General features: G+C 54.3%; 24 protein-coding genes and 1 other annotated feature. Of the genes, 12 read left to right on the top strand and 12 right to left on the bottom strand.

What is annotated here, in order from left to right; all coding sequences use genetic code 11:
• From ACS603_RS12815 to ACS603_RS12795, 5 genes are all read left to right on the top strand, one after another.
• The coding region (locus tag ACS603_RS12815) for a hypothetical protein (RefSeq protein ID WP_474944381.1) at positions 1 to 521 on the top strand (521 nt) is incomplete at its 5' end.
• Positions 522 to 596: 75 nt separating this feature from the next.
• Complete coding sequence (locus ACS603_RS12810; protein ID WP_315688039.1) at positions 597 to 962, top strand: hypothetical protein; 366 nt, start codon at positions 597 to 599, stop codon at positions 960 to 962.
• A 312-nt stretch (positions 963 to 1274) separates the two neighbouring features.
• The gene (locus ACS603_RS12805) at positions 1275 to 2129 is read left to right on the top strand and encodes a hypothetical protein (RefSeq protein ID WP_315688038.1); all 855 of its coding nucleotides are present in this window, start codon (positions 1275 to 1277) and stop codon (positions 2127 to 2129) included.
• A gap of 152 nt (positions 2130 to 2281) precedes the next feature.
• Positions 2282 to 3196: an SPFH domain-containing protein gene (locus ACS603_RS12800; protein ID WP_182059882.1), complete on the top strand. Its 915-nt coding sequence runs from the start codon at positions 2282 to 2284 to the stop codon at positions 3194 to 3196.
• Positions 3193 to 3645, top strand: coding sequence for an NfeD family protein (locus ACS603_RS12795; protein ID WP_315688037.1), 453 nt, complete (start codon positions 3193 to 3195; stop codon positions 3643 to 3645). Before ACS603_RS12800 ends, ACS603_RS12795 begins: the two co-directional genes overlap by 4 nt.
• Here the strand turns inward: ACS603_RS12795 and cueR are convergent.
• On the bottom strand, positions 3642 to 4052 hold the full coding sequence (cueR, locus tag ACS603_RS12790; protein ID WP_182059880.1) for a Cu(I)-responsive transcriptional regulator: 411 nt from the start codon (positions 4050 to 4052) through the stop codon (positions 3642 to 3644). The two genes, ACS603_RS12795 and cueR, sit on opposite strands and share 4 nt — an antisense overlap.
• A gap of 108 nt (positions 4053 to 4160) precedes the next feature.
• Here cueR and copA point away from each other — a divergent pair, with 108 nt between their 5' ends.
• From copA to ybaK, 3 genes are all read left to right on the top strand, one after another.
• On the top strand, positions 4161 to 6659 hold the full coding sequence (gene copA, locus ACS603_RS12785) for a copper-exporting P-type ATPase CopA (RefSeq protein ID WP_315688036.1): 2499 nt from the start codon (positions 4161 to 4163) through the stop codon (positions 6657 to 6659).
• A gap of 50 nt (positions 6660 to 6709) precedes the next feature.
• A complete protein-coding gene (locus tag ACS603_RS12780) occupies positions 6710 to 7504 on the top strand; it encodes a TraB/GumN family protein (protein ID WP_182059878.1) in 795 nt (264 codons plus the stop codon).
• A gap of 199 nt (positions 7505 to 7703) precedes the next feature.
• Complete coding sequence (gene ybaK, locus ACS603_RS12775) at positions 7704 to 8183, top strand: Cys-tRNA(Pro)/Cys-tRNA(Cys) deacylase YbaK (RefSeq protein ID WP_014069174.1); 480 nt, start codon at positions 7704 to 7706, stop codon at positions 8181 to 8183.
• A 93-nt stretch (positions 8184 to 8276) separates the two neighbouring features.
• On the opposite strand, the gene ushA is transcribed toward ybaK, so the two are convergent.
• The gene (gene ushA / locus ACS603_RS12770) at positions 8277 to 9929 is read right to left on the bottom strand and encodes a bifunctional UDP-sugar hydrolase/5'-nucleotidase UshA (RefSeq protein ID WP_182059876.1); all 1653 of its coding nucleotides are present in this window, start codon (positions 9927 to 9929) and stop codon (positions 8277 to 8279) included.
• Positions 9930 to 10098: 169 nt separating this feature from the next.
• Between ushA and ACS603_RS12765 the strand changes: the two genes are divergently transcribed.
• Complete coding sequence (locus ACS603_RS12765; RefSeq protein ID WP_474944380.1) at positions 10099 to 11319, top strand: MFS transporter; 1221 nt, start codon at positions 10099 to 10101, stop codon at positions 11317 to 11319.
• A 232-nt stretch (positions 11320 to 11551) separates the two neighbouring features.
• The gene (gene ybaL / locus ACS603_RS12760; RefSeq protein WP_474944379.1) at positions 11552 to 13228 is read left to right on the top strand and encodes a YbaL family putative K(+) efflux transporter; all 1677 of its coding nucleotides are present in this window, start codon (positions 11552 to 11554) and stop codon (positions 13226 to 13228) included.
• A gap of 62 nt (positions 13229 to 13290) precedes the next feature.
• Here the strand turns inward: ybaL and ACS603_RS12755 are convergent, their stop codons facing one another.
• From ACS603_RS12755 to ACS603_RS12715, 9 genes are all read right to left on the bottom strand, one after another.
• On the bottom strand, positions 13291 to 14595 hold the full coding sequence (locus ACS603_RS12755; protein WP_474944378.1) for an inosine/guanosine kinase: 1305 nt from the start codon (positions 14593 to 14595) through the stop codon (positions 13291 to 13293).
• Between the two features lie 62 nt (positions 14596 to 14657).
• Positions 14658 to 15620: a ferrochelatase gene (gene hemH, locus ACS603_RS12750; protein ID WP_182059871.1), complete on the bottom strand. Its 963-nt coding sequence runs from the start codon at positions 15618 to 15620 to the stop codon at positions 14658 to 14660.
• Between the two features lie 124 nt (positions 15621 to 15744).
• The gene (gene adk, locus ACS603_RS12745) at positions 15745 to 16389 is read right to left on the bottom strand and encodes an adenylate kinase (RefSeq protein WP_182059870.1); all 645 of its coding nucleotides are present in this window, start codon (positions 16387 to 16389) and stop codon (positions 15745 to 15747) included.
• 195 nt (positions 16390 to 16584) lie between these two features.
• On the bottom strand, positions 16585 to 18459 hold the full coding sequence (gene htpG, locus ACS603_RS12740) for a molecular chaperone HtpG (protein ID WP_182059869.1): 1875 nt from the start codon (positions 18457 to 18459) through the stop codon (positions 16585 to 16587).
• A 110-nt stretch (positions 18460 to 18569) separates the two neighbouring features.
• Positions 18570 to 19175 (bottom strand): recombination mediator RecR, encoded by a 606-nt coding sequence (gene recR / locus ACS603_RS12735; protein WP_315688033.1) that lies wholly within the window; start codon positions 19173 to 19175, stop codon positions 18570 to 18572.
• Positions 19175 to 19507 (bottom strand): YbaB/EbfC family nucleoid-associated protein, encoded by a 333-nt coding sequence (locus ACS603_RS12730; RefSeq protein WP_010428194.1) that lies wholly within the window; start codon positions 19505 to 19507, stop codon positions 19175 to 19177. Before ACS603_RS12730 ends, recR begins: the two co-directional genes overlap by 1 nt.
• 54 nt (positions 19508 to 19561) lie before the next feature.
• Positions 19562 to 21490, bottom strand: coding sequence for a DNA polymerase III subunit gamma/tau (gene dnaX, locus ACS603_RS12725; RefSeq protein ID WP_474944377.1), 1929 nt, complete (start codon positions 21488 to 21490; stop codon positions 19562 to 19564).
• Positions 20168 to 20232, bottom strand: a sequence feature (DnaX frameshifting element). (Overlaps the previous gene by 65 nt.)
• Before the next feature lie 88 nt (positions 21491 to 21578).
• On the bottom strand, positions 21579 to 22130 hold the full coding sequence (apt, locus tag ACS603_RS12720; RefSeq protein WP_446492314.1) for an adenine phosphoribosyltransferase: 552 nt from the start codon (positions 22128 to 22130) through the stop codon (positions 21579 to 21581).
• Between the two features lie 153 nt (positions 22131 to 22283).
• On the bottom strand, positions 22284 to 22661 hold the full coding sequence (locus tag ACS603_RS12715; RefSeq protein WP_014069164.1) for a DUF454 family protein: 378 nt from the start codon (positions 22659 to 22661) through the stop codon (positions 22284 to 22286).
• 50 nt (positions 22662 to 22711) lie between these two features.
• Between ACS603_RS12715 and priC the strand changes: the two genes are divergently transcribed.
• Both priC and rsmS read left to right on the top strand, forming a co-directional pair.
• Complete coding sequence (gene priC / locus ACS603_RS12710; protein ID WP_474944376.1) at positions 22712 to 23239, top strand: primosomal replication protein N''; 528 nt, start codon at positions 22712 to 22714, stop codon at positions 23237 to 23239.
• Positions 23240 to 23251: 12 nt separating this feature from the next.
• Positions 23252 to 23437 carry a pleiotropic regulatory protein RsmS gene (rsmS, locus tag ACS603_RS12705; RefSeq protein ID WP_182059864.1) on the top strand — a complete coding sequence of 62 codons (186 nt, stop codon included), beginning with the start codon at positions 23252 to 23254 and terminating at the stop codon, positions 23435 to 23437.
• 1 nt (position 23438) lies between these two features.
• On the opposite strand, the gene mscK is transcribed toward rsmS, so the two are convergent.
• Positions 23439 to 26786: a mechanosensitive channel MscK gene (gene mscK / locus ACS603_RS12700; protein ID WP_474944382.1), complete on the bottom strand. Its 3348-nt coding sequence runs from the start codon at positions 26784 to 26786 to the stop codon at positions 23439 to 23441.
• Positions 26787 to 26827 lie beyond the last annotated feature (41 nt).

Raw genomic sequence — 26827 nt, 5'->3', positions numbered from 1 at the left:
CCGTGAACCCAACGCTTTACCGCCAGGATATTGCTAAAAAACAGGCTGCCCTGATTGCGCCACCGGTCATTACCCCGACAACAAATGGGACCGTCATTCCGGCAACCAGCCTGAAGCCATCCACCAAAGCCCCGGTTACCCCGACAAGTGGCACAAACACCGTAACAACGGTTCAGCATGTAAACACGTACTACGTTGATCAGGCCACGCGTAGCAAAGTGAGCAGTAACTCGGACGCGATTTCTCAAAACAGTCAGAAAATCGATCGTAACGCGAAAGAAATTGAGGACACCCGTGATGAACTGAAACGCGGTCTGAACAACGCGGCGGCCATGTCCAGCCTGCACTATCACTCCGACAACGCATGGGCACTTTCCACCGGTACCGCTAACGGCGACGGAGCAGCACTGGCCGGCGGTATTCAGAAAGGGCTAACCAGCCATGTCGCTGTAAACATGCAGGCGTCAACGTCATTCGACAGCGGCTGGATGGCAGGTGCCGGTATTTCTGGCGATTTCTGATTTCACTCACCATGTCATGTTCAGGTCGTCATAAAAACGACCTGTTAACTTTCTCTTATTAATTAAGGTGTCAGGATGAAATTGAAGATGCTTACCGCGCTGGCATTTGCCGTAGTGAGCCTGAACGGGTTCGCGCAGCGTAATCAGCCCAAGGGGATGATGGCAGTCCCACCGATGGTGCAAAATACACAGGGGCAGTATTCCGTTCTGCCCGCGCTGCAAAAAGCACAGTCAGCGAAGAAAAGAACGGTGAAAGGTTATGGGATAACCGTAGTAATATCAGGTGATTGGGTAACCGTTGACGGTAAACCCGCCGCACTGGATGAAAACAACGCTTCAGCAAAAAGTTATAGCCAGGGTCTGTATAATATTGTTGTTTATAAGAGCGGCAAGGTTGCGCTGCTAAAGCAAGGCGAAGGATTTATTGGTTACCTGAAATAACACGCGTCCCACTCATAAACGTACTGCAATCAAGCCGCCGCTAAGGCGGCTTTTTTGTATCTGATAACAGTCTTAGTTAAGTGTATTTAATGTATTCATCTACTGAGAAGAGAAAAGGACGCAATTCTTAAAAAAAGTAGTCTTCAACATGTCAATCCTGTTTGACATGTTGACATTAAAAAGTAACGTATATCTTCCATTTGTGATCTCGCCATAGTTCCCGCACGCAGAGCTAATAGCCTCAGGCATCGAGTGGTGTTACACTTTTTCGTGTACAAATTGGCACCCTTATAACTATAGGAAGTATGCAGCATGACACATATCTTTTATGAGTTTTCTTCTTTGAAGCCTGGTGTTCCTACTGTAGAAACATTAATGGAAGTCATCAATTCTTCGGAACTCACAAGTTTTGTCATCGGTGCAGAAGTTGTCGATTTCGTCAAAAAGGCGCTCATCGTTAACACCACGATTGGCAGCTTCAGAAACTGCAAATTCGCCTTTAATGATGGTACGCACTTTATTGAGTTTGACGGCAAGGGAAAATCAAAACGTTACGACGAAGTACCGGACTGGTTTGTCTCCCCTGCTGATTTCGCGCGTTCACAGTGGCTCATTAACCACGATCTTGCGGATGTAAAGGCAACCCAGTTTATCGATGTACTGATGTCTTACCCGCTGAAAGAGCGCCGGGCGCACTGTAATCTGCTGTTTGGTCTGGATCTGCACAAGGTCAACGCGGTCCCGGCGACCACGTCAGAGGCTAGCAAGCCTGGTAACAAAAACGGTAAAACAACTAAGCCTCGCGTGACAGATTTGGGTTCATTTGAGCTTTTCTGCCAGTTCTTTGGTCGTATGAAAACAGCCGTATTTGCCGACGAGTTTCCTACTCTGCAAGTGCTGACCGGTATCGAAAACCTGACCAAGGCTCCGCACAACTTAAAGCAGGGGATCAGAACGTGGTTTAAAGCGATCGCAGACGATCTCCCTCCGAATAACAAACGTGTTGAAGCCGGTAACGCAGTTCTCTTCTGTGCCCCTATTCGCGAGCAAATCCAGCAAATTGAAGCCATTGGGCTGGAAAATTACTATCAGGGCTTATCCAAAGCCATCGCCGACGCGGGCGAGCAGTTTATCGCAGACTTTTCATATACCCATCCGGGTGCCTGATCCCTTTGCCCTGCCCATCTGGCAGGGCTCTTTATTACCTCTGATGCGCTTCCCACCTCTTTACAGGGGCGAATTTCTGGCCGATAGCCGATATACTTACGAACAACAAACACACAATTTTTCTCGTCACAGCATTCAAAACAGGAGGTTTTATGCTCATCGTTGTCCCTGTCCTTATTTTCGTCGCACTGGTTATCGTTGGTGCGGGTGTCAAAATTGTCCCGCAGGGGTATCAGTGGACCGTTGAACGATTTGGCCGCTATACCAATACATTGCAGCCTGGCTTGAGCCTTATTGTGCCTTTCATGGACCGAATCGGTCGCAAGATCAACATGATGGAACAGGTGCTGGATATCCCTTCTCAGGAAATTATCTCCAAAGACAACGCCAACGTCACCATTGATGCCGTCTGTTTTATTCAGGTGATTGATGCGCCTAAAGCGGCGTATGAAGTCAGCAATCTCGAACTGGCGATTGTTAATCTGACAATGACTAACATCCGTACCGTGCTTGGTTCGATGGAGCTGGACGAAATGCTCTCCCAGCGTGACAGCATTAATACGCGCCTGCTGCACATTGTGGATGAGGCGACCAATCCGTGGGGGATTAAAGTCACCCGTATTGAGATCCGTGACGTGCGCCCACCGGCGGAACTTATCGCATCGATGAACGCTCAGATGAAGGCCGAGCGTACCAAGCGTGCCTATATCCTCGAGGCCGAAGGCATACGCCAGGCAGAAATCCTGAAAGCTGAAGGGGAAAAACAGTCGCAGATCCTGAAAGCGGAAGGCGATCGCCAGTCTGCGTTCCTCCAGGCTGAGGCGCGTGAACGTTCCGCAGAGGCGGAAGCCCGCGCAACCCAGATGGTGTCCGAAGCCATTGCTGCCGGCGATATCCAGGCCGTTAACTACTTCGTGGCGCAAAAATATACCGATGCACTGAAAGAGATTGGCTCTGCGAATAACAGCAAAGTAGTGATGATGCCGCTGGATGCCAGCAGCCTGATGGGATCTATTGCCGGGATTACCGAACTCATTAAGGATAGCGGAAACGAGCGTAAGAAATGATCGAGCTCATCGTTGCACATCCTCATGCCTTCTGGCTAAGTCTCGGTGGCTTATTGCTGGCAGCCGAGATGCTTGGCGGCAACGGTTACCTGCTCTGGAGCGGTGTCGCTGCCGTGATCACCGGACTGCTGGTCTGGCTGCTTCCGCTGGACTGGGCGTGGCAGGGCGCGCTGTTTGCCGTGCTGACGCTGATTGCGGCCTGGCTGTGGTGGCGCTGGCTGAGCACGCGGGTGAAAGCGCAGGAACCTGCGGACGCCCATCTTAATCAGCGTGGACAGCAGATTGTCGGCAAGCGATTTACGCTGGACACCACGCTGGTGAATGGCCGCGGACACATGCGCGTGGGTGATAGCTCGTGGCCAGTGGTGGCAGATGATGACCTCAGCGCCGGAACGCGGGTTGAGGTCATTGCGGTGGAAGGTATTACCCTGCGCGTAAAAGCTTGTTAGGCATTGGCCTTGCGATGACAGCAGCCGGTAAGATTATCAATAATCGGACACTCGGCGCTGTCGTCTCCCGGACAAGACGCCGCCAGCCCCAGCAGTTGTTCGCGCATGGCCTGTAGTTCAATGATATGGCGCTCAATTTCAGCGACCTTCTCCAGGGTACGTTTTTTGACATCTGCACTGTGGCGTTTCGGATCGTTGAACAGATTTACCAGTTCGCCGCACTCTTCCAGGTTAAAGCCTACCTGCCTTGCCTGACGCAGTAACGTCAGCTCATCAAGATGCCGTTGCGTATAACTGCGGTAGCCGTTTTCGCTGCGCAGTGGCGGTGTTACCAGCCCTTTCTCTTCATAAAAACGAATTGCTTTGCTGGTCAATCCGGTTTTTTTCGCAACATCACTGATATTCACATTTCCCCCTTGACCTTCCCCTTGATGGAAGGTTTAACCTTCATAACAGTTAGCGAAAAGCATTATGAAGGTCAATAACTGACCAGATAATTATACGGGAGTTTTGTTATGTCTCACACCATTGATCTGACTCTGGACGGCCTCTCCTGCGGCCACTGTGTCAAACGCGTTAAAGAAAGCCTGGAACAGCGTCCTGATGTTGAAAGCGCGGACGTGACTATCGATCATGCTGCCGTCACCGGTAGCGCCAGCGCCGATGCGCTGATCGACACTATCAAACAAGCCGGTTACGGAGCGGAGTTAAGCCACCCAAAGGCTAAACCGCTGGCAGAGTCATCACTCCCGTCGGAAGCACTGACAGCGGCCACTCCTGAGCTTCCGGTAGCTGATGATATTGACGACAGCCAACAGCTGCTGATCAACGGCATGAGCTGCGCCAGCTGCGTTTCCCGGGTACAAAATGCATTGCAGGCCGTACCGGGCGTCGCACAGGCACGGGTTAACCTTGCGGAGCGTACTGCGCTGATTATGGGCAGTGCCTCCGCCGCAGATTTAGTGCAGGCCGTCGAAAAAGCAGGTTACGGCGCAGAGGCCATCGAAGATGATGCCAAACGCCGCGAACGCCAGCAGGAAACGGCGGTAGCCACCATGAAACGCTTCCGCTGGCAGGCGATTGTCGCGCTGCTGGTCGGTATTCCGGTAATGGTGTGGGGCATGATCGGTGACAACATGATGGTCACTGACGACAACCGCACGTTATGGCTGGTAATTGGTGTGATTACACTCGGCGTCATGATTTTCGCCGGGGGTCACTTCTATTCGAGCGCCTGGAAGAGCCTGAAAAATCGCACCGCAACGATGGATACGCTTGTCGCACTCGGCACGGGCGCGGCCTGGCTCTATTCGATGAGCGTCAACGTCTGGCCACAGTGGTTCCCGATGGAAGCGCGCCATCTTTATTACGAAGCGAGTGCGATGATTATCGGCCTGATTAACTTAGGCCATATGCTCGAAGCCCGCGCACGCCAGCGTTCCTCTAAAGCGCTGGAAAGACTCCTTGATTTAACGCCGCCAACCGCTCGCGTCGTCACAGACGACGGCGAGAAAAATGTTCCGCTGGCCGAGGTTCAGCCGGGTATGACGCTGCGCCTGACCACCGGTGACCGTGTTCCTGTTGACGGCGAGATCACTCAGGGTGATGCCTGGCTTGATGAAGCCATGCTGACCGGGGAACCTATCCCACAGCAAAAATCCCAGGGAGATGCCGTGCACGCCGGTACGGTGGTGCAGGACGGTAGCGTACTGTTTCGTGCAAGCCGCACAGGTAGCCACACCACGCTGTCGCGTATTATCCGCATGGTGCGTCAGGCTCAGAGCAGTAAGCCGGAGATTGGCCAGCTTGCTGATAAAATCTCCGCCATTTTTGTGCCCGTGGTGGTCTGTATTGCCCTGCTGAGCGCCGCTATCTGGTATTTCTTCGGCCCGGCGCCGCAAATTGTCTACACCCTGGTGATTGCCACCACGGTATTAATCATCGCCTGTCCTTGCGCGCTTGGCCTGGCGACGCCGATGTCGATTATCTCGGGCGTGGGTCGTGCCGCCGAGTTTGGCGTACTGGTCCGTGACGCCGACGCCCTGCAACGCGCCAGCACGCTCGATACGCTGGTATTTGATAAAACCGGTACGCTTACGGAAGGCAAACCGCAGGTGGTCGCGGTGAACACCGCTGGCATCGCAGAAGCCGATGCACTGCGCCTGGCAGCCGCGCTGGAGCAAGGCTCCAGCCATCCTCTGGCTCGCGCCATTATTGATAAAGCGGCGGACGCATCCCTGCCGCAGGTAAGCAACTTCCGCACTCTACGTGGGCTGGGCGTCAGCGGTGAAGCAGAAGGACACGCACTGCTGCTGGGTAACCAGGCGCTGCTGAATGAAAAAGGTATCGATACGTCGGTGCTGGACAGTGAACTACAGGCGCAGGCATCTCAGGGCGCGACACCGGTACTGCTGGCTGTAGACGGCAAAGTGGCGGCCCTGATTGCCGTTCGCGATCCGCTGCGCCAGGACAGCGTGGATGCCCTGAAACGTCTGCACCGCGCGGGCTACCGCCTGGTGATGCTGACCGGGGATAACCCGACAACGGCAAATGCCATTGCCCGCGAAGCCGGTATTGATGAGGTGATTGCCGGGGTACTGCCAGAGGGTAAAGCCGACGCCATCAAAACGCTGCAAAACCAGGGGCGCCAGGTGGCTATGGTCGGGGACGGGATCAACGATGCACCTGCACTGGCCCAGGCCGAAGTGGGGATCGCGATGGGCGGCGGCAGCGATGTTGCCATTGAAACGGCAGCGATCACCCTGATGCGCCACAGTCTGATGGGCGTTGCGGATGCGCTGGCCATTTCAAAAGCCACGTTGCGCAATATGAAGCAGAACCTGTTAGGGGCATTTATCTACAACAGTTTCGGCATTCCGATTGCCGCCGGGATTTTGTGGCCACTGACCGGCACGCTGCTCAACCCGGTAGTCGCAGGCGCAGCAATGGCGCTGTCGTCCATAACCGTGGTCAGTAACGCAAACCGGCTGTTGCGCTTTAAACCGAAAGATTGAACCTTCGGCTCCTACGCGCTAGCATGAACCTTTCCGTTCATGGAGCGCGTATGAGTCTGTTTAATCGTATAAAAACATCGTTTCGCGCCCTGTTCCCTCGCCGTTATGCCTGGCCGGGCATGGATATCTCACTTTCTGGCGGACAACATCTGCACCTGGTTGGCAGCATCCATATGGGAACCTCCGGGATGTCACCTCTCCCGCCTCCCCTGCTCAAACTGCTGCGTAATGCGGATGCCCTGGTTGTCGAAGCGGATATCTCCGGCAGTGAATCTCCTTTTGCCGATCTGGATATCCCGCCTCCGCTCAGCGAACGCCTGGATGACACCCAGCTTGCCGAACTGACGCGCGTGGCTGATGATCTGGGCATATCAATGTCGATGCTGGAAACTCAGCCCCTGTGGCAGATTGCCATGGTGCTTCAGGCGACACAGGCGCAACGTCTGGGATTACGGGGAGAGTATGGTATTGATTATCAGCTCCTTCACGCCGCCCGGGCACGAAACCTGCCGATCATCGAGCTGGAAGGTGCACAAAGCCAGGTTGAGCTGTTACGCCAGCTTCCTGATGATGGCTTACTATTGCTGGATGATACCCTGACCCACTGGCATACCAACGCGCGGTTGCTCCAGGTGATGGTAAGCTGGTGGCTCGAAACGCCGCCCGCAAACGACAAACCAGAATTACCCGCCACGTTCAGCCAGTCGTTGTATGATGTCCTGATGAACGAGCGTAACCGGGCGTGGAAACATACGCTGAATGCGCTGCCAGCCGGGCATTATGTGGTTGCCGTCGGGGCGTTACATTTGTACGGAGAAGGGAATTTGCCGTCACTGCTTAAATAAAAAAATGGCCAATATTTCTATTGGCCCGTCAAAGAGGAATTTCATCGTTTTTATTATGCCGAAGGAGACCTTCGGTTGAGCCGATTGTCGCTCAAAGTGACCATCACTGCCAATACTATTGCGCAAGATGGTGCTATTTTTTAGACAAACGTCAGGCGTATGCTCTTGGCATGAAATGTCTGTCGTAAGAAGGATAGCTATGACTCCCGCCGTTAAATTACTCGAAAAAAACAAAATCTCTTTCAGGATCCACACTTACGATCACGATCCGAATGAAACAAACTTTGGCGATGAAGTGGTGCGTAAGCTGGGGCTGAATGCCGACCAGGTTTACAAAACGCTGCTGGTTGCGGTGAATGGCGATATGAAACACCTTGCGGTGGCGGTAACGCCTGTGGCGGGGCAATTGGATCTGAAAAAAGTCGCCAAAGCGCTGGGCGCGAAAAAAGTCGACATGGCGGATCCAATGGTTGCGCAACGCACTACCGGTTATCTGGTGGGCGGGATCAGCCCACTGGGGCAGAAAAAACGTCTGCCAACGCTGATCGATGCACCTTCCCAGGAATTCGACACCATTTATATTTCAGGCGGCAAGCGCGGGCTGGATATTGAACTGGCGGCAGGCGATCTGGCAAAAATGCTGGACGCGAAATTTGCGGATATTGCGCGTAGGGATTAAAAGAAAAAGCCGGGTGGCGGCTACGCCTTACCCGGCCTACATGTTGCACCCGTAGGCCCGGTAAGCGCAGCGCCACCGGGCAACACAGCCGCACTACTGCCAGCTCACCTCACCTTTCGGCTCATACGCATTCACGTCTATCGGCGAATTCTGCTGAATAAACTGCTTAAGCACTTCCGCATCAATAAAGCCGGTATTCACATAGCCCGGTTTGTTATCGATATGCGGATAGCCATCCCCGCCCGTAGCGTTAAAGCTCAGTGTTGCCATGCGGTACGTTTTAGCAGGGTCAACCGGCTCGCCTTTGATTTTGAGGTCATTGAGCTTACCGTCTTTCGCCACAAAACTGACGTTGGCAAACTGTGGATACGCCCCCGAATCGGGCTTCATCTGCGCCACGGCGGTCAGGTAGTCGATAACCTCTTTACCGCTCATGTCGGCATACACCACCACGTTGCCAAACGGCTGAACCTTCAGCACATCTTTATAGGTGATATTCCCACCCTCAATGGAGTCACGAATACCGCCGCCGCTCATCACGCCGAAGTCTGCACTGGTACGCGCCATTTGCGCTGCCAGCACCAGATGCCCCATATTGGTCTGCACGAAACGGACTTTGCTGCGGTCACCTTCCAGGCGGCCATTAAGCGTGCCTATCTTCACATCCAGTTGCGCTTTGCCTTTATTCTGGAACGGCGTCAGCACGGAGAGCATCTGCTGGTTTTCAGCAATTTCTGGGGTGTAAAGTACGCGCTCACTTTTCCCGTCCGGGTAAGATACTTTCTTCTTCAGGTTGACCGGGATCAGCTGGTAGTGCACCAGTTTCATCTCGCCATTGCGGAACTCAAAGTCCGCACGACCGACGTATTTACCCCACTCGTGAGCCTGAACAATCCAGATACCGTTCTGACGGTCTGGCGCACACGGCGTGCCTGGCACGTAATCCACCTGCTTTTTATTCTCAGACGCCATGCATACCGGATCTTGTGAGTGACCACCCACAATCATTGCCAGAGAGCCCGCAGGCAGGCTGCGCGCCATCTCGACATCACCCGGCGCATTGGAGCCATGCTCGCCATTATCGTAGTGCCCCATATGCGTGGTGGCGATAATCACGTCCGGCTTTTCATTCTGCTGGAGTTCCTGAATCACCAGCTTTGCTTCGTCTGCTGGTTTACGGAACTCGATATCGGTGAAGTATTCCGGGTTGCCGATTTTCGCCGTGTCGTCGGTGGTTAAACCAATAACGGCAATTTTCAGATCCTGACGCTTAAACAGCGCCCAGGGTTTAAACAGGCGTTCGCCGGTGCTTTTCTGATAAATATTGGCAGAGAGGAACGGGAATTTGGCCCATTTTTCCTGCTGGCGCAGAACGGTCAGCGGATTATCAAACTCATGGTTACCCACGGCCATCGCATCATAACCTATTAAATTCATGCCACGGAAATCGGGCTCTGCATCCTGTAAATCAGATTCCGGTACACCGGTATTAATATCCCCGCCCGAGAGCAGCAACACACTGCCCCCTGCTGCGGCTACCTCTTTGCGAATACCATCCACCAGCGTTTTTTGGGCGGAAAGGCCATATTCACCGTATTCGCTGCGCCAGAAATGGCCGTGGTGATCGTTGGTATGCAGAATGGTGATTTTGTAGGTTTTGTCTTTTTCATACGCCTGTGCAGGCAGGCTTGTCAGCCCCCATGCGGCGATCAGCGCCAGCGCCACGCCCCGTTTCATTAACTTCATATATTCTCTCCCTGACCCTTAGACAAACGCAAAAATTACAATGAGTAACAAGAATAAACAAATAAGTTTTCATAATTGCGACTTTCTTCAAATGTCACAGGCGGGTATGTTAGTTGGATAATAATTACACCCTGCATTTCTAATAACAAACGACGTGGTATTCATCTCTATGGCAATCAGTGAATCAACCCAGCCCATTACGGGCTCACCGGCGTCGCCGCCACAATCGCGCACTTCCTTTAAAGTTTTAGGCGCAATCAGTCTTTCTCATCTGCTCAACGATATGATCCAGTCTCTGATTCTGGCGATCTACCCGTTATTGCAGTCTGAGTTTTCATTAACCTTCGTGCAGATCGGGATGATCACCCTGACCTTCCAGCTGGCCTCGTCGCTGCTGCAGCCGGTGGTGGGCTACTGGACGGATAAATATCCGATGCCGTGGTCATTGCCGGTTGGCATGTGCTTTACCTTAAGCGGGCTGGTATTGCTGGCGATGGCGGGCAGCTTTGAAGCGGTGCTGGTTGCCGCAGCGCTCGTCGGCACGGGCTCTTCCATATTCCATCCGGAATCTTCCCGCGTGGCGCGCATGGCCTCTGGCGGGCGTCACGGGCTGGCGCAGTCTCTGTTCCAGGTTGGCGGTAACTTTGGCAGCTCGCTCGGCCCACTGCTGGCAGCGGTGATCATTGCCCCTTACGGCAAAGGCAACGTTGCATGGTTTGTCCTGGCCGCCCTGCTGGCGATTATCGTACTGGCACAGATCAGCCGCTGGTACGCCGCTCAGCACCGGGTGAACAAAGGCAAACCTAAAGTAAAGGTTACCAATCCTCTCCCTCGTAATAAGGTTATTCTGGCAGTTTGCGTGCTTCTGGTGCTGATTTTCTCGAAATACTTCTATATGGCGAGCATCAGCAGCTATTACACCTTTTATCTGATGCAAAAGTTCGGATTATCGGTACAAAACGCGCAATTCCACCTGTTTGCGTTCCTGTTTGCGGTAGCAGCAGGCACGGTAATTGGCGGGCCTGTTGGCGATAAAATTGGGCGTAAATATGTCATTTGGGGCTCTATCCTCGGTGTAGCTCCCTTTACGCTTATTTTACCTTACGCAAGCCTTGAATGGACGGGCATTTTGACCGTCATCATTGGTTTTATTCTGGCATCGGCGTTTTCCGCCATCCTGGTCTACGCTCAGGAGCTCCTTCCAGGGCGTATCGGTATGGTTTCCGGGCTGTTTTTCGGTTTTGCCTTTGGCATGGGTGGCCTTGGTGCCGCTGTATTGGGTATGGTTGCGGACCACACCAGCATCTTCCTGGTCTACGAAATCTGTGCTTTCCTGCCACTTTTGGGGATGTTGACCATATTCCTGCCTGACAATCGTCACAAAGCGTAATTTACTGGCCGTCAAAGTTTTACTTTGGCGGCCAGATCCCCTGATGCCATAAGGCTTTCCTCTTCTTATTCCTGCCGAATTTGTCAAAATCTGCTTTTTTTCATGCTCATTGCTGTTTTATTCAAACTTCAACAATTATTCATAAACATGTCGGTAAAAATTGTCATAAACTGTAACTCGGTTTTTTGGTTTTTCGCCAAAAATGGAACCCCCCACCACGAAAGGAGACGGAATGCATCACGCCACACCGCTAATCACCACCATTGTTGGTGGCCTTGTGCTCGCTTTTATCCTCGGCATGATTGCCAATAAACTGCGTATTTCTCCTCTTGTGGGCTATTTGTTAGCGGGTGTACTGGCGGGTCCATTTACGCCGGGCTTTGTGGCGGATACCAAACTGGCTCCAGAACTGGCGGAATTGGGCGTGATCTTGCTGATGTTCGGTGTCGGTTTGCATTTCTCACTGAAGGATTTGATGGCGGTAAAGTCTATCGCCATACCAGGAGCGATCGCCCAGATAGGGGTGGCGACACTGCTGGGAATGGCGCTTTCGACCTTACTTGGCTGGTCACTGATGACCGGCATCGTGTTTGGGCTGTGTCTTTCTACCGCCAGTACCGTGGTGTTGCTGCGCGCGCTTGAAGAGAGACAGTTAATAGACAGCCAGCGCGGGCAAATCGCGATAGGCTGGCTGATTGTTGAAGACCTGGTGATGGTGCTGACGCTGGTTCTGCTGCCAGCCGTTGCCGGGATGATGGAAAAAGATAACGTCGGCTTTGCGTCTCTGGCACTGGATATGAGTATCACCATCGGTAAAGTTGTGGCGTTTATCGCCATTATGATGCTGGTGGGCCGCCGCCTGGTGCCGTGGATCATGTCCCGCAGCGCCGCGACCGGTTCCCGCGAGCTGTTTACCCTTTCAGTGCTCGCCCTGGCGCTGGGTATCGCCTTTGGCGCCGTGGAGCTGTTTGATGTCTCCTTTGCACTGGGTGCGTTTTTCGCCGGGATGGTGCTGAACGAATCCGAACTGAGCCACCGTGCCGCGCACGACACCCTGCCGCTGCGCGACGCATTCGCCGTACTGTTCTTCGTCTCCGTCGGGATGTTGTTCGACCCGATGATCCTGCTCCAGCAGCCGCTGGCAGTACTGGGCACGCTGGCGATCATCATCTTTGGTAAGTCGGTTGTCGCTTTCTTCCTGGTGCGCATGTTTGGCCACTCGCCACGTACAGCGCTGACCATCGCCGCCAGCCTGGCGCAGATTGGTGAGTTTGCTTTTATCCTCGCAGGGCTGGGGATGGCGCTGAATCTGCTGCCACAAGCCGGGCAGAACCTGGTGCTGGCAGGGGCTATTCTCTCCATCATGCTGAACCCAGTGTTGTTCGCGCTGCTGGAAAAATACCTCGATAAAACCGAAACGCTCGAAGAGCAGACGCTGGAAGAGGCTATCGAAGAAGAGAAACAGATCCCGGTGGATATCTGCAACCATGCGCTACTGGTCGGCTTTGGCCGCGTGGGCAGCCTGTTGGGTGAGAAGCTGATGGCGCAGGGTGTGCCGCTGGTGGTGATTGAATCCTCGAGAACCCGCGTAGATGAGCTGCGCGAGCGCGGTATTCGTGCAGTGCTGGGCAATGCGGCCAATGAAGAGATTATGAATCTTGCGCATCTGGACTGCGCCCGCTGGCTACTGCTGACCATTCCGAACGGCTACGAAGCCGGTGAGATTGTGGCGTCCGCCCGCGAAAAGTGCCCGCATATTGAGATTATCGCCCGCGCCCATTATGACGATGAAGTGGAATACATTACCGAGCGTGGTGCTAATCAGGTGGTGATGGGTGAGCGTGAGATTGCGAATACGATGCTGACGCTGCTGGAGAAACCGCCGGTTGAAGAGTCTGTGACGGGGTAAGTTTTGTGCGGCCTGATGCCCTCACCCTGGCCCTCTCCCACGGGGAGAGGGAATAAACACTTTTATCTGTCCCAGTACGCCTCTTCGAGGCTATCTTCCCGTTCCGGCAGGCCACGCGTTAAGCGCGGGGAGTGCTGGTTCAGTACCTGATAACTCACGCGGTTCGCGTACTTACACACCTGCGCCAGCGAGGAATAGGTCAGCCAGCTGAACTTGTGCTTGCTGGAGTTCGGGACATTGGTTTTGTGGTACGCGTTGGCAGTAATGTCGTGCAGCAGCGCGGCCAGAGCCCCGTCGCCAGCGCCGTTGGTATTCATTATCTTCTCAGGTCCGCCCATATACGGCGCGATGTGCGAGTAAATACGCTGCGGGTTCTGGCAATCTTTATGACGCATAGCGCGGCTAAATTCGTACTGGTTGAATTCGGCAATGGCACCCGGCAGCAGCGGATGCTGAGTTTTGCGTTTGCTCTCTTCTTCGGTGAAGCCCGCCATATATAACCCAACCGGCCCAGCGGTACAAAGCACCAGATCCACCCAGTCCAGCGCTTTATCCGACGCCAGCAGCGGGTCGCTCTCGCCCGTTAACGCTTCCGCTTCTTCTTCGTTCATCGCCAGAATCGAAACGTGCTCTTTCAGGAACGCCTGCCACCACTCAGGATTGTCGGCAATCACGAATTTGGTGCCAAGTGTCAGAACCACCGGCACATTGTATTTCTTCGCGTACTCGATCGCTTTCATGGTGGCTTCCGGCATTGGCTCACCCGGCTTGCAGCGAACCAGATAGGAGGTCAGCACCAGCGCAGATGCACCTGCAATCACCTCTTCCGGGATGCTGTCGGCGCGCAGTTTGTTCATGTGGCCCGGGCTGATGGCAAAGGTACGCTCACCGGAATCGCTGATAAGCGTAAAGCAGCGACCGATTGGCCCGTCGACACCCTGGAGATAGTTCAGATCGGTACGGCTGGAGGTATTGCACAGATAGCGGTAGGCATAGCCGCCAATCTCGATATTGCTGCACATCACGCCCAGCAATACGGAGCGGTCATCGGCCAGCACAGAATAGTTGTGCATGGTGTTACCGATAGTGCCACCGGCAAACTGATGGGAAATCAGGTTTTCACGTACCAGCTCCTGATACAGCGCTTCGGCCATATCGTCTTCAATCACCAGCGAATGCCCGGCGCTCAGACCGTAACGTGCGACAAACGCGTCATCCACTTTCGCTTCAATATCCACCAGAGTCTGATCGATACCGACCACCCATGCAGCGCTGGCTTCGTTTACCGGCTGAATTTGTTGCAGCAGCGGATCGCGGGCATTGACGGGGAAGTAATGTTTGGATTTACGTTTACCGGGAAATTTCATGGTATGAGCTATGCAAAGAATATGGGCCGGGAATGGTAGCACAAACCCGGCCTTAAGCGCGATCAGCGGCTATTTGCCACCAGCGACACCATCATATCGATATGCTCTGAATCGTCGTTAAGTGCAGGAATGTATTCGTATTTCGCTCCGCCCGCTTCAAGGAAAAACTCCCGGTTTTGCACTGCTATCTCTTCCAGCGTTTCCAGGCAGTCTGCCGAGAAGCCCGGCGACATCACCTGAACGTGCTTCACGCCCTTCTCGCCCAGCATTTTAAGCGTTTCATCGGTATACGGCGTGAGCCACGGCTCGCGGCCAAAGCGCGACTGGAAGGTCATCATCACTTTCTCGGGTGGCAATCCGAGCGCTGAAACCAGCTCTCGCGTGGTATCGCGGCAGCGCTGAGGATAATCATCACCTTCGTCGGCATAGCGCTGAGGAATACCGTGATAGGAAAGCAGCAGCACGTCCGGCTCACCGTGTTTTGCAAACGATGCCCGGGCACTGCTTGCCAGCGCTTTAATATAGAGTGCGTTATCAGCGTAATCGCGAATGAATGTGATACCCGGAATACGGCGGCGAGTGGCCAGAATACGCGCCAGTTCATCCCATACCGCGGCAACCGTCGAGCAAGAATATTGCGGGTAAAGCGCCAGCACCACGATATGATCAACGCCCTGTGAAAGCAGTTCATCAACCGCGCTGGCAAGCGAAGGTTTGCCGTAGCTCATCCCCAGTGCCACCGGCATATCCGGCAAACGGGCCGCAAGGGCTTTCTCCTGGCGACGACTGTAGACCATCAGCGGCGAGCCTTCCTCCATCCAGACGGACTGGTAGAGTTTTGCCACACGCGGGGAACGAATCGGCAGAATGGCTCCGCGCAATAGCGGCCACCACAGCAGTCTCGGGGTATCCACAACGCGAGTGTCGCTCAGAAATTGCCGCAGGTAACGTTTTACCGCTTCTGGAGTGGGTGCTTCTGGAGTGCCCAGATTGGCAAGCAGGATGCCGGTTTTCGCCTGACTCATTCACGCCTCTTAACCATTTGAATGGTTGTCAATTGTAGCGGAAATGCGTTTAAACGAAACCCATTGCTGTGATAGATAAAATGAGAATTTTTCTCACCCGGGGATCCGGGTGAGAGAGGTGCGATTAGCCGAGGATTTTTTCCAGCTCTGCACGAACATCAGCAACGGCCTGGGTGCCGTCTACTTTCGCGTATTTGGTGTTACCCGCCTGCGCTTCTTTAGAGTAATAGCCGATCAGTGGCGCGGTCATCTGATGGTATTCCACCAGGCGCTTACGCACGGTCTCTTCCTGATCGTCTTTACGGGTGGTCAGCTCTTCGCCGGTCACGTCGTCTTTACCTTCAACCTTAGGCGGGTTGAATTTGATGTGGTAAACGCGGCCAGAAGCAGCGTGTACGCGACGGCCAATGATACGGTCAACGATCAGCTCGTCCGGCACGTCGAATTCCAGCACGTAGTCTACGTTGATGCCCGCTTCTTTCATGGCATCAGCTTGCGGGATGGTGCGTGGGAAGCCGTCCAGCAGGAAACCGTTACGGCAGTCTTCCTGAGCAATGCGCTCTTTCACCAGAGCAATAACCAGTTCGTCAGTAACCAGTTTGCCTGCGTCCATGATGTCTTTCGCTTGTTTACCCAGCTCGGAGCCAGATTTAACAGCGGCGCGCAGCATGTCACCGGTGGAGATTTGCGGAATACCGTATTTCTCCATGATGAACTGAGCCTGAGTTCCTTTACCCGCGCCCGGAGCGCCAAGCAGAATAATACGCATTGCGAAAATCCCCTCAAAAGTTGGTTCAATTTTTCAAAAGCGCTAAACAATACCACCAGAACGGACGTGGCTCAAGGAAGGCGGGACGGCTGAAACGGTTAATGGGGGAGAATATTTGGGTTAGTGCGATTGATTCCCCCTCACCCTAACCCTCTCCCCTTTGGGGAGAGGGCAGGGTGAGGGGTAGGTGGTCAGTTACGCCAGCAGCAGCGCATTCACACGTTTAATGAAGAGGTTAGGATCTTCCAGCGTACCGCGTTCGGCCAGCAGAGACTGGTCCAGCAGCAGTTCAACCCACTCGGCAAACAGGCTTTCGTCCTGAGTATCTGCCGCGCGTTTTACCAGCGGGTGATCCGGGTTCAGCTCGAAGATATATTTCACTTCAGGCATCGCCTGGCCCGCTGCAGCGAACAGTTTTGCCATCTGGGTGCCCATTTCGTCGGCATCGGTGGTGACAATCGCCGGAGTGTCGGTCAGACGATGCGTGAAACGCACCTCTTTCACACGGTCGCCCAGCAGAGTTTTCACGCGCTCAACGAACGGCTCCAGCGCTTTTTCAGCTTCTTTCGCGGTTTCATCCACTTCATCTGCCAGCTTGTCGATGGATTCATCGGCTTTGGCAACGGACTGGAAGGTTTTGCCGGCGAACTCGGTGAGGTAGTTCATCATCCATTCGTCGATGCGGTCGGAAAGCAGCAGTACTTCGATGCCTTTCTTACGCAGCAGTTCCAGGTGCGGGCTGCTCTTCGCTGCGGCATAGCTGTCGGCAGTGATGTAGTAAATCTTTTCCTGCCCTTCCTTCATGCGTGATACGTACTCTTCCAGCGACACAGTCTGTGCTGAAGAATCAGTATGCGTGGAGGCAAAGCGCAGCAGTTTAGCAATGGCTTCGATATTACCGGAATCTTCCGCCGGGCCTTCTTTCAGCACCAGGCCGAACTGTTTCCAGAAGGTCTGGTATTTTTCAGCATCGTCTTTCGCCAGTTTTTCCAGCATCTGCAATGTGCGTTTGGTCAGCGCGTTACGCAGGTTACGGGTGACGGTGCTGTCCTGCAAGATTTCACGGGAGACGTTCAGCGGCAGATCGTTAGAGTCGATAAGCCCGCGCGTAAAGCGCAGGTAGTTCGGCATGAACTGCTCGGCTTCATCCATGATAAACACGCGCTGGACGTACAGCTTCAGGCCGTGCTTGTGATCGCGGTTCCACATGTCCCACGGAGCCTGCGCCGGGATATACAGCAGGCTGGTGTACTCCTGCTTACCTTCCACACGGTTGTGGCTCCAGGTCAGCGGGTCAGTGAAGTCGTGGGCAATGTGTTTGTAGAATTCGTTGTACTCTTCGTCTTTGATTTCAGACTTGTTGCGCGTCCACAGTGCCTGCGCCTTGTTGATCTTCTCCCAGGAAACTACGGTTTCGCCGTCGTTCTCTTCCTGTTTTTCGATCTCAACCGGCAGCGCGATATGGTCGGAATACTTGCTGATGATCGAACGTACGCGCCAGTCGTTCAGGAAATCGTCTTCGCCTTCACGCAGGTGCAGGGTGATCTCAGTCCCGCGATCCGCTTTGGTGATATCCGCAACGGTGTATTCGCCTTCACCCTGGGATTCCCAGAACACGCCGTTTTCAGCGCTCTCACCCGCAGCACGGGTGCGAACGGTCACTTTGTCCGCCACGATAAATGCAGAGTAGAAGCCCACACCAAACTGACCAATCAGCTGGCTGTCTTTAGCCTGGTCTGAGCCCATGGATTGCAGGAACGCTTTGGTGCCTGATTTAGCGATGGTGCCGAGATGGTCAATGACTTCATCACGGGTCATACCAATGCCGTTATCGGCGATGGTCAGCGTGCGGTTCTCTTGGTTAAAAGAGACACGCACACGAAGATCGCCGTCGCCTTCATACAGATCCGGGTTAGACAGCGCGCGGAAACGCAGCTTATCCGCCGCATCGGAGGCGTTGGAAATCAGCTCACGCAGGAAGATTTCTTTATTGGAATAAAGGGAATGGATCATCAGATGCAGAAGCTGTTTTACTTCTGACTGGAAACCACGGGTTTCTTGTCCTTTCATCTAAGTCGACCTCAACAATGCCATTTAATGGGGTTTTAAAACGTTGAGTGAGAGATGGGGATAAAGGAGAGAGTTTTCAAGCGGAGGCCACGAACGCAGCCTCCGTTTGTTCAGAAAGTAATCTTGTGACGCCCGGCCAGAGAGTGCGACAGCGTGGTGCCGTCGACCATTTCCAGCTCGCCACCAACCGGTACGCCGTGGGCGATACGGCTGGCGTCAACGCCTGCCTCTGCGCACAGCTCGGCGATGTAGTTGGCCGTTGCCTCCCCTTCCACCGTTGGGTTGGTGGCGAGGATCACCTCGTTGATCGTTTCGGACTTAAGACGCTGTTCAAGGCGGTCAAGACCGATATCATCCGGGCCAATACCATCCAGCGGAGAGAGATGCCCCATCAGCACGAAATAGCGCCCAGAAAACTGCCCGGTTTGTTCGATAGCGTAGATGTCCGCCGGACTCTCCACCACGCAAATCTGACCGTTTTCCTGACGACGCGGGTTCGAACAGATGTTACAGACGTCCTGCTCGGTAAACGTACGGCAATCCGCACAATGACCAATTTCTGACATGGCGCGGGTCAAAGCCTGCGCCAGGCGCATCCCGCCGCTGCGGTCGCGCTGTAAGAGCGTGAACGCCATGCGCTGCGCCGACTTTGGGCCAACGCCCGGCAGGCAGCGCAGTGCTTCCATTAACTGCGTGAGCAGCGGACTGGTTTGCATCAGAATGGCATCTTGAAGCCCGGCGGCAGTTGCATACCGCTGGATACAGAGGCCATTTTCTCTTTCTGAGTTTCGTCGATACGGCGAGCAGCATCGTTGAACGCCGCAGCAACCAGATCTTCCAGCATATCTTTGTCGTCTTCGAGCAGGCTTGGGTCGATTTCAACGCGGCGGCAGTTGTGCGCACCGTTGATGGTCACTTTAACCAGACCCGCGCCAGATTCGCCCGTGACTTCCAGCTGAGCGATCTCTTCCTGCATCTTCTGCATTTTTTCCTGCATCTGCTGAGCCTGCTTCATCAGACCACCCAGACCGCCTTTACCACCAAACATAGGCTTCTCTCTTCTTTCACGTTTAATGATTACAACCGTAAGTCAGACTCACGATCAAATGGGGCGAATACTTTCTTCATCCAGATCGGCGTCGAAGAACCGACGCAGGGTCTGGATGTTGTTATCCGCAATAATCGACTCACGCGCCTGCGCGAGCTTTTCTTCATAAATAGCCTGTCGCCACTCAAGTGGCGTTCGCACCGCCGGATTATCATCTTCAATGATAGTCAATTCAACCGGCGAACCCTGTAATGTGGCGAGCGCCTCAGCCAGCACTTTTTGCGCACCCGAGGAATTCAGATGCCGCTGCCCTGAACGCAGATGCAGGCGAACCTGATTACCGTCCTGCTCTTTCCAGGCATTAAGCGCCACCTGCTCCACTAGCTTCGGCAGCTGTAATTTACTGACTTCTGCCGCCCAGGCATCGCGCTCAATAGATTCTTCGGCCAGTTTCGCCGCCAGCTCCGGCGTTTTTTCATGTTCCAGCGCCTTTTTCAGCGCCTTCGGGGTCGCGACCTCTTCTTTTACCGTTTCGATAATCGTGGTCGCTTTCCAGCGATAAGCCTCTTCCTTCACCGGGGCTTTTTGCTCAAGCGCGGACGGTGCAGGGCGCGACTGCACGCGCTCCGTTACCGAAGCCAGTCGTTCAAGCGCGGCGTTATTTACCGGCCGCGCTCTGCCTGGCGCTGCCGGTTCACTCTTTTTTGGTTTGGTTGCTCCCTGCGCACGTTGCAACTGGCTTCGTGCGGCAAGCACCGAACTGGTGGCATCCGACAGCGGCACATTTTGCTGTGGCGGCGGTGTCGGTTGCGGTGGCACCTGCTGTGGTGACATTACTGCCGTGGGTGCGACCGGGGCAAAGGACTGTTGCGGGACTTCCGGCTCCGGCAGCGGCATCCGCGGGTGGAACGCCAGCGCGCGCAGCAGGGTCATCTCAACGCCCATACGGCGGTCGGGTGCAAAAGGCAACTCTTTGCGGCCGATCAGCAGTGTCTGGTAGTACAACTGCACATCGGTTGGCGGCACGGTGCGAGCAAGTTCACGCATCCGCTGCTCTATCGCCGCCATATCAGCGCCAATGGCCGATGGAGAGAGTTGCAGCATCGCCACGCGGTGCAGCAGGCTGAGCATTTCAACCAGCAGCCCTTCCCACTCAACGCCGCGCGCAGCCGCCGCGTTGACCAGCAACATCACACGCTCGCCATTGGCAGCGATCATCGCTTCAATCAGCGACAGCGCCTGGTCATCGTCCAGCGTACCGAGCATGGTGCTGACTGCATCGGTCGAGAGTTTACCGTCACCGCTGGCGATGGCCTGATCGGTAAGGCTTAGCGCGTCGCGAAGGCTGCCGTCTGCCGCGCGCGCCAGCAGTTGCAGGGCACGAGGCTCATGGACAATCTTCTCTTCATCGAGAATGTGCTCAAGCTGAGCGCGGATCTGTTCAACGTCCAGCGCCTTAAGATGGAATTGCAGGCAGCGTGACAAAATCGTCACCGGCAGCTTTTGCGGATCGGTGGTCGCCAGCAGGAATTTCACATGCGCAGGCGGCTCTTCCAGCGTTTTCAGCAGAGCGTTGAAGCTGTGGCGCGACAACATGTGCACTTCATCGATCAGGTAGACCTTAAAGCGCCCGCGCGCCGGTGCGTACTGGACGTTATCCAGCAGGTCGCGGGTATCTTCGACTTTGGTGCGCGAGGCGGCATCAATCTCAATCAGATCGACAAAACGGCCTTGCTCGATTTCACGGCAGTTATCACACACGCCACAGGGTGTCGCGGTGATCCCGGTTTCGCAGTTCAGACCTTTTGCCAGCAAACGGGCAATAGAGGTTTTACCGACGCCACGGGTGCCGGAGAATAGATAGGCGTGATGGATGCGACCTAGCGACAAGCCATTCGCCAGGGCCGTCAGCACATGTTCCTGACCGACAACGTCAGCAAAGGTTTGTGGTCGCCATTTACGGGCTAACACCTGATAACTCATGGGCAGGCTCTGCAACGCTGGAAGGTGAATTTATGGAGGGGAATGCTATCACAACCTCACCCATTGAGCGAGGTTGTGACTATCGGGATCAGTGACCCGGGAATGGCACCAGGCTGTAGCTGGTAATACCTTGTTTTTCCAGGCGCTGCTCGCCGCCCAGATCGAACAGGTTAATGATGAATGCGGCATCAGTCACTTCACCACCCAGACGGCGGATCAATTTCGCTGTCGCTTCAATCGTGCCGCCAGTCGCCAGCAGATCGTCCACCACCAGCACTTTGTCGCCAGGTTCGATCGCATCAACGTGGATTTCCAGCTGATCGGTGCCGTATTCCAGCTCATAACTTTCTGCAATGGTTTCACGTGGCAGTTTGCGCGGTTTACGCACCGGCACAAAGCCAACACCCATCGCCAGCGCAACCGGTGCGCCAAACAGGAAGCCACGGGCTTCAGTACCTACTACTTTGGTGATCCCGGCGTTCTTATAACGCTCAACCAGCAGTTCAATGCTGAGCGCGTACGCTTTCGGGTCTTCCAGCAAGCTGGTGACATCACGGAAAAGAATGCCAGGCTTTGGATAATCCTGGATGCTTTTGATGCTGTTTTTCAGATATTCAAGCTGCTGTGCAGTTGCGGTCATCGGTTTGTGCCCAAATAAAACAGTGTTACTCACAGTGCGCGTAGGAAGTTGGCAAAGGTAACAATTGTTTAACCTTTAACCAGGCGTACCTGTGCTCGAAAACGCTCGAATTTACTGGCTACGCAAGATAATTGCAACAGACATTATAAGGCATCAGTGCTTTTGTTGCTTTTCATCAACCACCGGGATCCGCCACATAAAGATGAGCAGGCAAGTCAGGATCACCAGCAACAGGATCCGCACCCACATCATTTTCACCAGCCATAATGAGATGGCAAAGGTTAACAGAATAACGGCAATCGCCCGTGGCTTTGCACCAGGCGGCATCGCACGATGTTTCTGCCAGTGGCGCAGATAACCGCCAAACCATGAGCGATACAGCAGCCAGTGGTGAAAGCGTGGTGAAGAGCGGGCGAAGCACCAGGCCGCCAGCAGAATAAAGGGCGTGGTTGGCAGGAGCGGTAAAACGACGCCCAGTGTGCCAAGTACTACCGCGAGCCAGCCAATGATGATTAGAATAGTACGCTTCATAATGCGAATCGTTATCAAACTGAACGGCTACTTTACCACTGGAGAGCGCATTGAAAACAGCCTTGCTTCTGGAGACGCTGCAAAATCAGCTCATTGCCCTGCGCGCGCAAGCCACACCGCTAATGGGACACGCTACGCTAAAACCGCGCTTTGACCAGCAGCTTTTCCGCACCCGCAGTACGTTAATTCAGGATTATCTTGCCGAAGTGCAGACCAATCTTGACGAATTGCGTCATGCGGTACAGAGCGAGCAGCAGGAGCAAGTGGCGTGGCTGGCTGAACATCTCACCGAACAGATAACCGCCCTGCACCGTGAAATTATCGCCTGGCCGTTGCGAGCGTGGGATAGCCCGTCGCCGGGTCTTAGCAAGTGGCAGCGCAAACGGCTGGAGAACCAGGAATTTGAGCGCCGCCTGTTTGAGATGAAGCGCGAGCGTGAAGTACGCCTGAACAGCAGCGAAACGCTGGAAGAGCAGCAATTATTGATGCGAGAAATAACCGCCCTGGAAGGCCGCATTGTCCGCTGCCGACAGGCATTAGAGGAAATTGAACGCGTAATCGAACGCCTGACCCGTTAAAAGGATCCGCGAATGTCACTGGAAAATGCCCCCGATGAGGTCAAACTGGCCGTCGATTTGATTATGCTGCTGGAGAATCACGCGATCCCGGTGGAAACGGTGCTAAAAGCGCTGGAGCTTGTGCGCAGAGATTTTGAGGGAAAGGTGAAGGCCTGTAGCCCTCACCCTGACCCTCTCCCGCCGGGAGAGGGAAAATAGATTAAGCCGGAGTAGGATCGTCACCCTTAATCTCGCGCTTCACTTCCGTATGCTCGTCACCTTTTTCATTACGCAGGTGAACCTCAAGCTGGTTGAAGGCGATATTAATGTCGTTTTCACGGCACAGACGATCGATAGAGCGGTTCAGCTCATCCACGGTGTAGCTGCGATCGCGCAGTTCACGCACGTATAAGCGCAGTTCGTGATCCAGCGTGCTCGGGCCAAAGGTGGTGAAGAATACCGACGGTGCCGGATCGTGCATCACTTTCGGGTGTTCAGATGCCGCCATCAGCAGAACCTCTTTCACTTTATCCAGATCCGATCCATACGCCACGCCCAGACGGATCACCACGCGGGTGACCGTATCGGAAAGCGACCAGTTGATCAGGCGCTCGGTCACGAACGCTTTGTTCGGGATGATCACCTCTTTACGATCGAAGTCTGTTATCGTAGTGGCGCGAATTCGGATCTTACTGACCGTCCCGGAGAAGGTCCCGATAGTCACAGTGTCGCCAATGCGCACCGGGCGTTCGAACAGGATAATCAGGCCAGAAACGAAGTTACCGAAGATCTCCTGCAAGCCAAAGCCCAGACCAACCGAGAGCGCCGCGGCCAGCCATTGCAGTTTGTCCCACGAAACACCAAGCGAGCCAAAGACCGTCATCGCGCCGACAATAATGATCACGTAGTTCAGGATTGTGGTAATGGCATACGATGCCCCCTGACGCAGCTTGAGGCGCGACAGCACCAGCACTTCGAGCAGCCCCGGTAGGTTTCGGATCAGCGCCCAGGCGACCATCGACGATACCAGCGCAAAGAGCAGGCTGCCCATTGTGACGCTTTTCATCACCGTGGCCCCGGCTTCAGTACCGTTGTACTGCCAGAGGGTGATGCTGTCGAGATACGCAAATACAGTGATTAAATCAGACCAGATAGCCCAGAACATCACCCCGAACAGCGACACCATGACCAGCATGGTAATACGCAGCGTCTGCTGGTTGACTTGCTCCAGGGCGATGGTTGGCTCTTCCTGTGGTTCTGCGCCTTCGGCCCCCTCTTTCACCTGATGCTGACGACGCGCGATCGCACGACGATAGGCAATACGGCGAGCCGCCACGCTCAGACCACGCAGTACTGTCTGGTACAGCAGGTTCCAGACGATCACCAGATAGACGGTTTCAATCCAGCGCCCGGAAAGGCGCAGCGTGGTATAGAAATAGCCCGTTGCGGTCAGCACCATCAGCGCCAGCGGAATAATCGCCAGTACCGTCACGGTGACCAGACGAATATTGTGGGACTCTTTATCGCGCCAGCTGTCACGGCACATCGGCCACATCAGAACGGCAATCAGCAGCAGGTTCAGCAGAATCACCAACTGACCCAGTACATCATCCATCAGATGAAGTGGAGAAAGCTCAGAAACCACCGACCAGAAGTGCAGCGGTAAAAGCGCAAGGCTGATACGCACAATCTGACGACGCCAGTGGCTGGTCAGTTTCTCAGGCATATTGAAGTGGCGCACAGCAACGCCGTCTTTTTCCAGCACTTTCCAGCACACACCAAACACCAGCCAGAACAGTGCCAGTTTTTTACTGAAGGCCCACAGCAAATCGCTGATATTGAGCTGCATGGTAAGCAGAATCAGCCCGGCCGCCAGGATCAGCAGGCAGACCGGCAGGGCGCGGATCAGGTCAATCAGGATCGCTTTTGGCGTGTGGAGCTGACTGTCGTTGCGCAGTTGCCCCACTTCCTGAGCAAGCTTCGCCTGGTATTGCTTCAGCCAGCCAAGACGCCAGCGAATCAGCCCCGCAATCAGCAGTAACGGCAAACCGGCCAGGAAAGCAATCATCACCGCAGGCCAGGCTTTCTCCCAGTTCACGGTGATTTTCATGCTCTTAATCTGCGCCTTCAGCGTTTCAGGGAAGGATTTAATCCAGTCCCAGTCCATCGGCTTGTTGCTGTTTACCCAGAAAATTTGCTGAGTCAGGATTTCCTGAAGATTTTTAGAGACACTCACTAACTGCTGCTGATTGATTTGCAGGTTAATTGCCATCATCAGCTGGTTGCCAAGCTGCTTGTTAAGCTGATCGAGCAGCTCGCGGCGCATATCCACCACCTGCAACAGCGCGTCGTGAACCTCAGGGTTCACTTCACTGGAGTGGCCCTCTTCCACTTTGGCAACAAAGGTGTCGCTCTGGAAAAGCGTGTCGCGCTGCTGGTTTACGTCAAATTGCTCCAGACGTAAATCGGCAATGCGGTTGGTCATGTCTTCCAGCTCATCCGCGGACGGTAGTGTCTGCTGTTGCTGGTACAAAATGCGTGATAACAACAGGCTGCCTTTTAGTACGGCAATCTGTTCTTTAATATTACGTTCCGCCTGGAGCGCGCGGTCCAGCCAGTTTTTCACTTTAATGTTCTGCTGAACCAGCGAGTTACCGCTTTCGGTTGCCTGAATCAGGCGCTGGCTGAGCTGATGGTTAACGTCCAGCTCCTGTTTAACCAGTGGGTTGGCCTGAATACGGGCCGTCTCGTCTGGCGAAACAGCCTCCTGCGCTGTTTTTTCCGTGAGCGTCAGGCGCTTACTGTTTACCGCCTCCTGCAACAGCTGGAGCTGGTGCTCAAGACGGTTTATGTTTGCGGTGACGTAATCGCGTTGTTTTTGCAGCGTATCCTGCAAGACGGTATTGCCTTCCAGGCTCTTACGTTGCTGTTCGATTTGCGCGTTTAGAAGCGACTGCTGGCACAGCAGCAGCGTTTGCTGAGTGGGACGTAAAGCCCCTTCCCCAACGGTAGTCCCATTCAGGCGGTTACGGATTTGCTGTAGCTGCTGAGATGCCGAATACATTGCGTTTTGCACGCGCTCTGGCTGGGTTTGCAGCGACACCAGCTGGCTATTGTAGGTTGCCAGGTCGGACTGACCGGTTTGCAGGTCGTCCAGCAGATCCGCTACGCGAGACTCAAGCTGACGCAGCGACAGCGTCGAGAGCGTTTTGCGGGTTTCATCATCGTTGTCGACGTCGCTTAATGCATTCAACGCCTCAGTAGCCTTGCGCATATTGTCCGGCGCCTGGGCAACCTTCTGGCGAAGCTGGGTTGTTTCTGCTTTTACGCGCTCAATTTTATCAAGCGTTTCCAGCGTTTCGGTTAAATCCTGCTGGACGAGTTTGTCTTGCGGCGACAGATCTTTTTGCTTGTTCAGGGTATCGAGCTGCGACTGAACATCTGCGCGCGTGGGAATGTCATTGGTGTTATCTGCGCGAGCATAGGAAGCAGGTGTTGCCGCAAAGAAAAACAGCATGACAAAAATAAATGCAAAAACAGAGTGTTGCGAGCGATTGTAATGCAGCATAGTCATGAGTGTGATGTGTGAGAATGACCGAAAATAGTCCG

This window comes from Enterobacter sp. Li2LvB3 (assembly GCF_056156645.1).
This window is presented reverse-complemented; position numbering and strand designations above follow the sequence as displayed.

Bases quoted from the DNA above. Each gene is read 5' to 3' on its own strand.
- ACS603_RS12755 (WP_474944378.1), bottom strand. From the start codon at position 14,595: ATGAAATTTCCCGGTAAACGTAAATCCAAACATTACTTCCCCGTCAAT.
- ACS603_RS12730 (WP_010428194.1), bottom strand. From the start codon at position 19,507: ATGTTTGGTGGTAAAGGCGGTCTGGGTGGTCTGATGAAGCAGGCTCAG.
- ACS603_RS12715 (WP_014069164.1), bottom strand. From the start codon at position 22,661: ATGAAGCGTACTATTCTAATCATCATTGGCTGGCTCGCGGTAGTACTT.
- ushA (WP_182059876.1), bottom strand. From the start codon at position 9,929: ATGAAGTTAATGAAACGGGGCGTGGCGCTGGCGCTGATCGCCGCATGG.
- rsmS (WP_182059864.1), top strand. From the start codon at position 23,252: ATGTCACTGGAAAATGCCCCCGATGAGGTCAAACTGGCCGTCGATTTG.
- ACS603_RS12800 (WP_182059882.1), top strand. From the start codon at position 2,282: ATGCTCATCGTTGTCCCTGTCCTTATTTTCGTCGCACTGGTTATCGTT.
- mscK (WP_474944382.1), bottom strand. From the start codon at position 26,786: ATGCTGCATTACAATCGCTCGCAACACTCTGTTTTTGCATTTATTTTT.
- recR (WP_315688033.1), bottom strand. From the start codon at position 19,175: ATGCAAACCAGTCCGCTGCTCACGCAGTTAATGGAAGCACTGCGCTGC.
- copA (WP_315688036.1), top strand. From the start codon at position 4,161: ATGTCTCACACCATTGATCTGACTCTGGACGGCCTCTCCTGCGGCCAC.
- htpG (WP_182059869.1), bottom strand. From the start codon at position 18,459: ATGAAAGGACAAGAAACCCGTGGTTTCCAGTCAGAAGTAAAACAGCTT.
- apt (WP_446492314.1), bottom strand. From the start codon at position 22,130: ATGACCGCAACTGCACAGCAGCTTGAATATCTGAAAAACAGCATCAAA.
- adk (WP_182059870.1), bottom strand. From the start codon at position 16,389: ATGCGTATTATTCTGCTTGGCGCTCCGGGCGCGGGTAAAGGAACTCAG.
- ACS603_RS12780 (WP_182059878.1), top strand. From the start codon at position 6,710: ATGAGTCTGTTTAATCGTATAAAAACATCGTTTCGCGCCCTGTTCCCT.
- hemH (WP_182059871.1), bottom strand. From the start codon at position 15,620: ATGAGTCAGGCGAAAACCGGCATCCTGCTTGCCAATCTGGGCACTCCA.
- dnaX (WP_474944377.1), bottom strand. From the start codon at position 21,490: ATGAGTTATCAGGTGTTAGCCCGTAAATGGCGACCACAAACCTTTGCT.
- ACS603_RS12805 (WP_315688038.1), top strand. From the start codon at position 1,275: ATGACACATATCTTTTATGAGTTTTCTTCTTTGAAGCCTGGTGTTCCT.
- ACS603_RS12765 (WP_474944380.1), top strand. From the start codon at position 10,099: ATGGCAATCAGTGAATCAACCCAGCCCATTACGGGCTCACCGGCGTCG.
- ybaK (WP_014069174.1), top strand. From the start codon at position 7,704: ATGACTCCCGCCGTTAAATTACTCGAAAAAAACAAAATCTCTTTCAGG.
- ACS603_RS12810 (WP_315688039.1), top strand. From the start codon at position 597: ATGAAATTGAAGATGCTTACCGCGCTGGCATTTGCCGTAGTGAGCCTG.
- ACS603_RS12795 (WP_315688037.1), top strand. From the start codon at position 3,193: ATGATCGAGCTCATCGTTGCACATCCTCATGCCTTCTGGCTAAGTCTC.
- ybaL (WP_474944379.1), top strand. From the start codon at position 11,552: ATGCATCACGCCACACCGCTAATCACCACCATTGTTGGTGGCCTTGTG.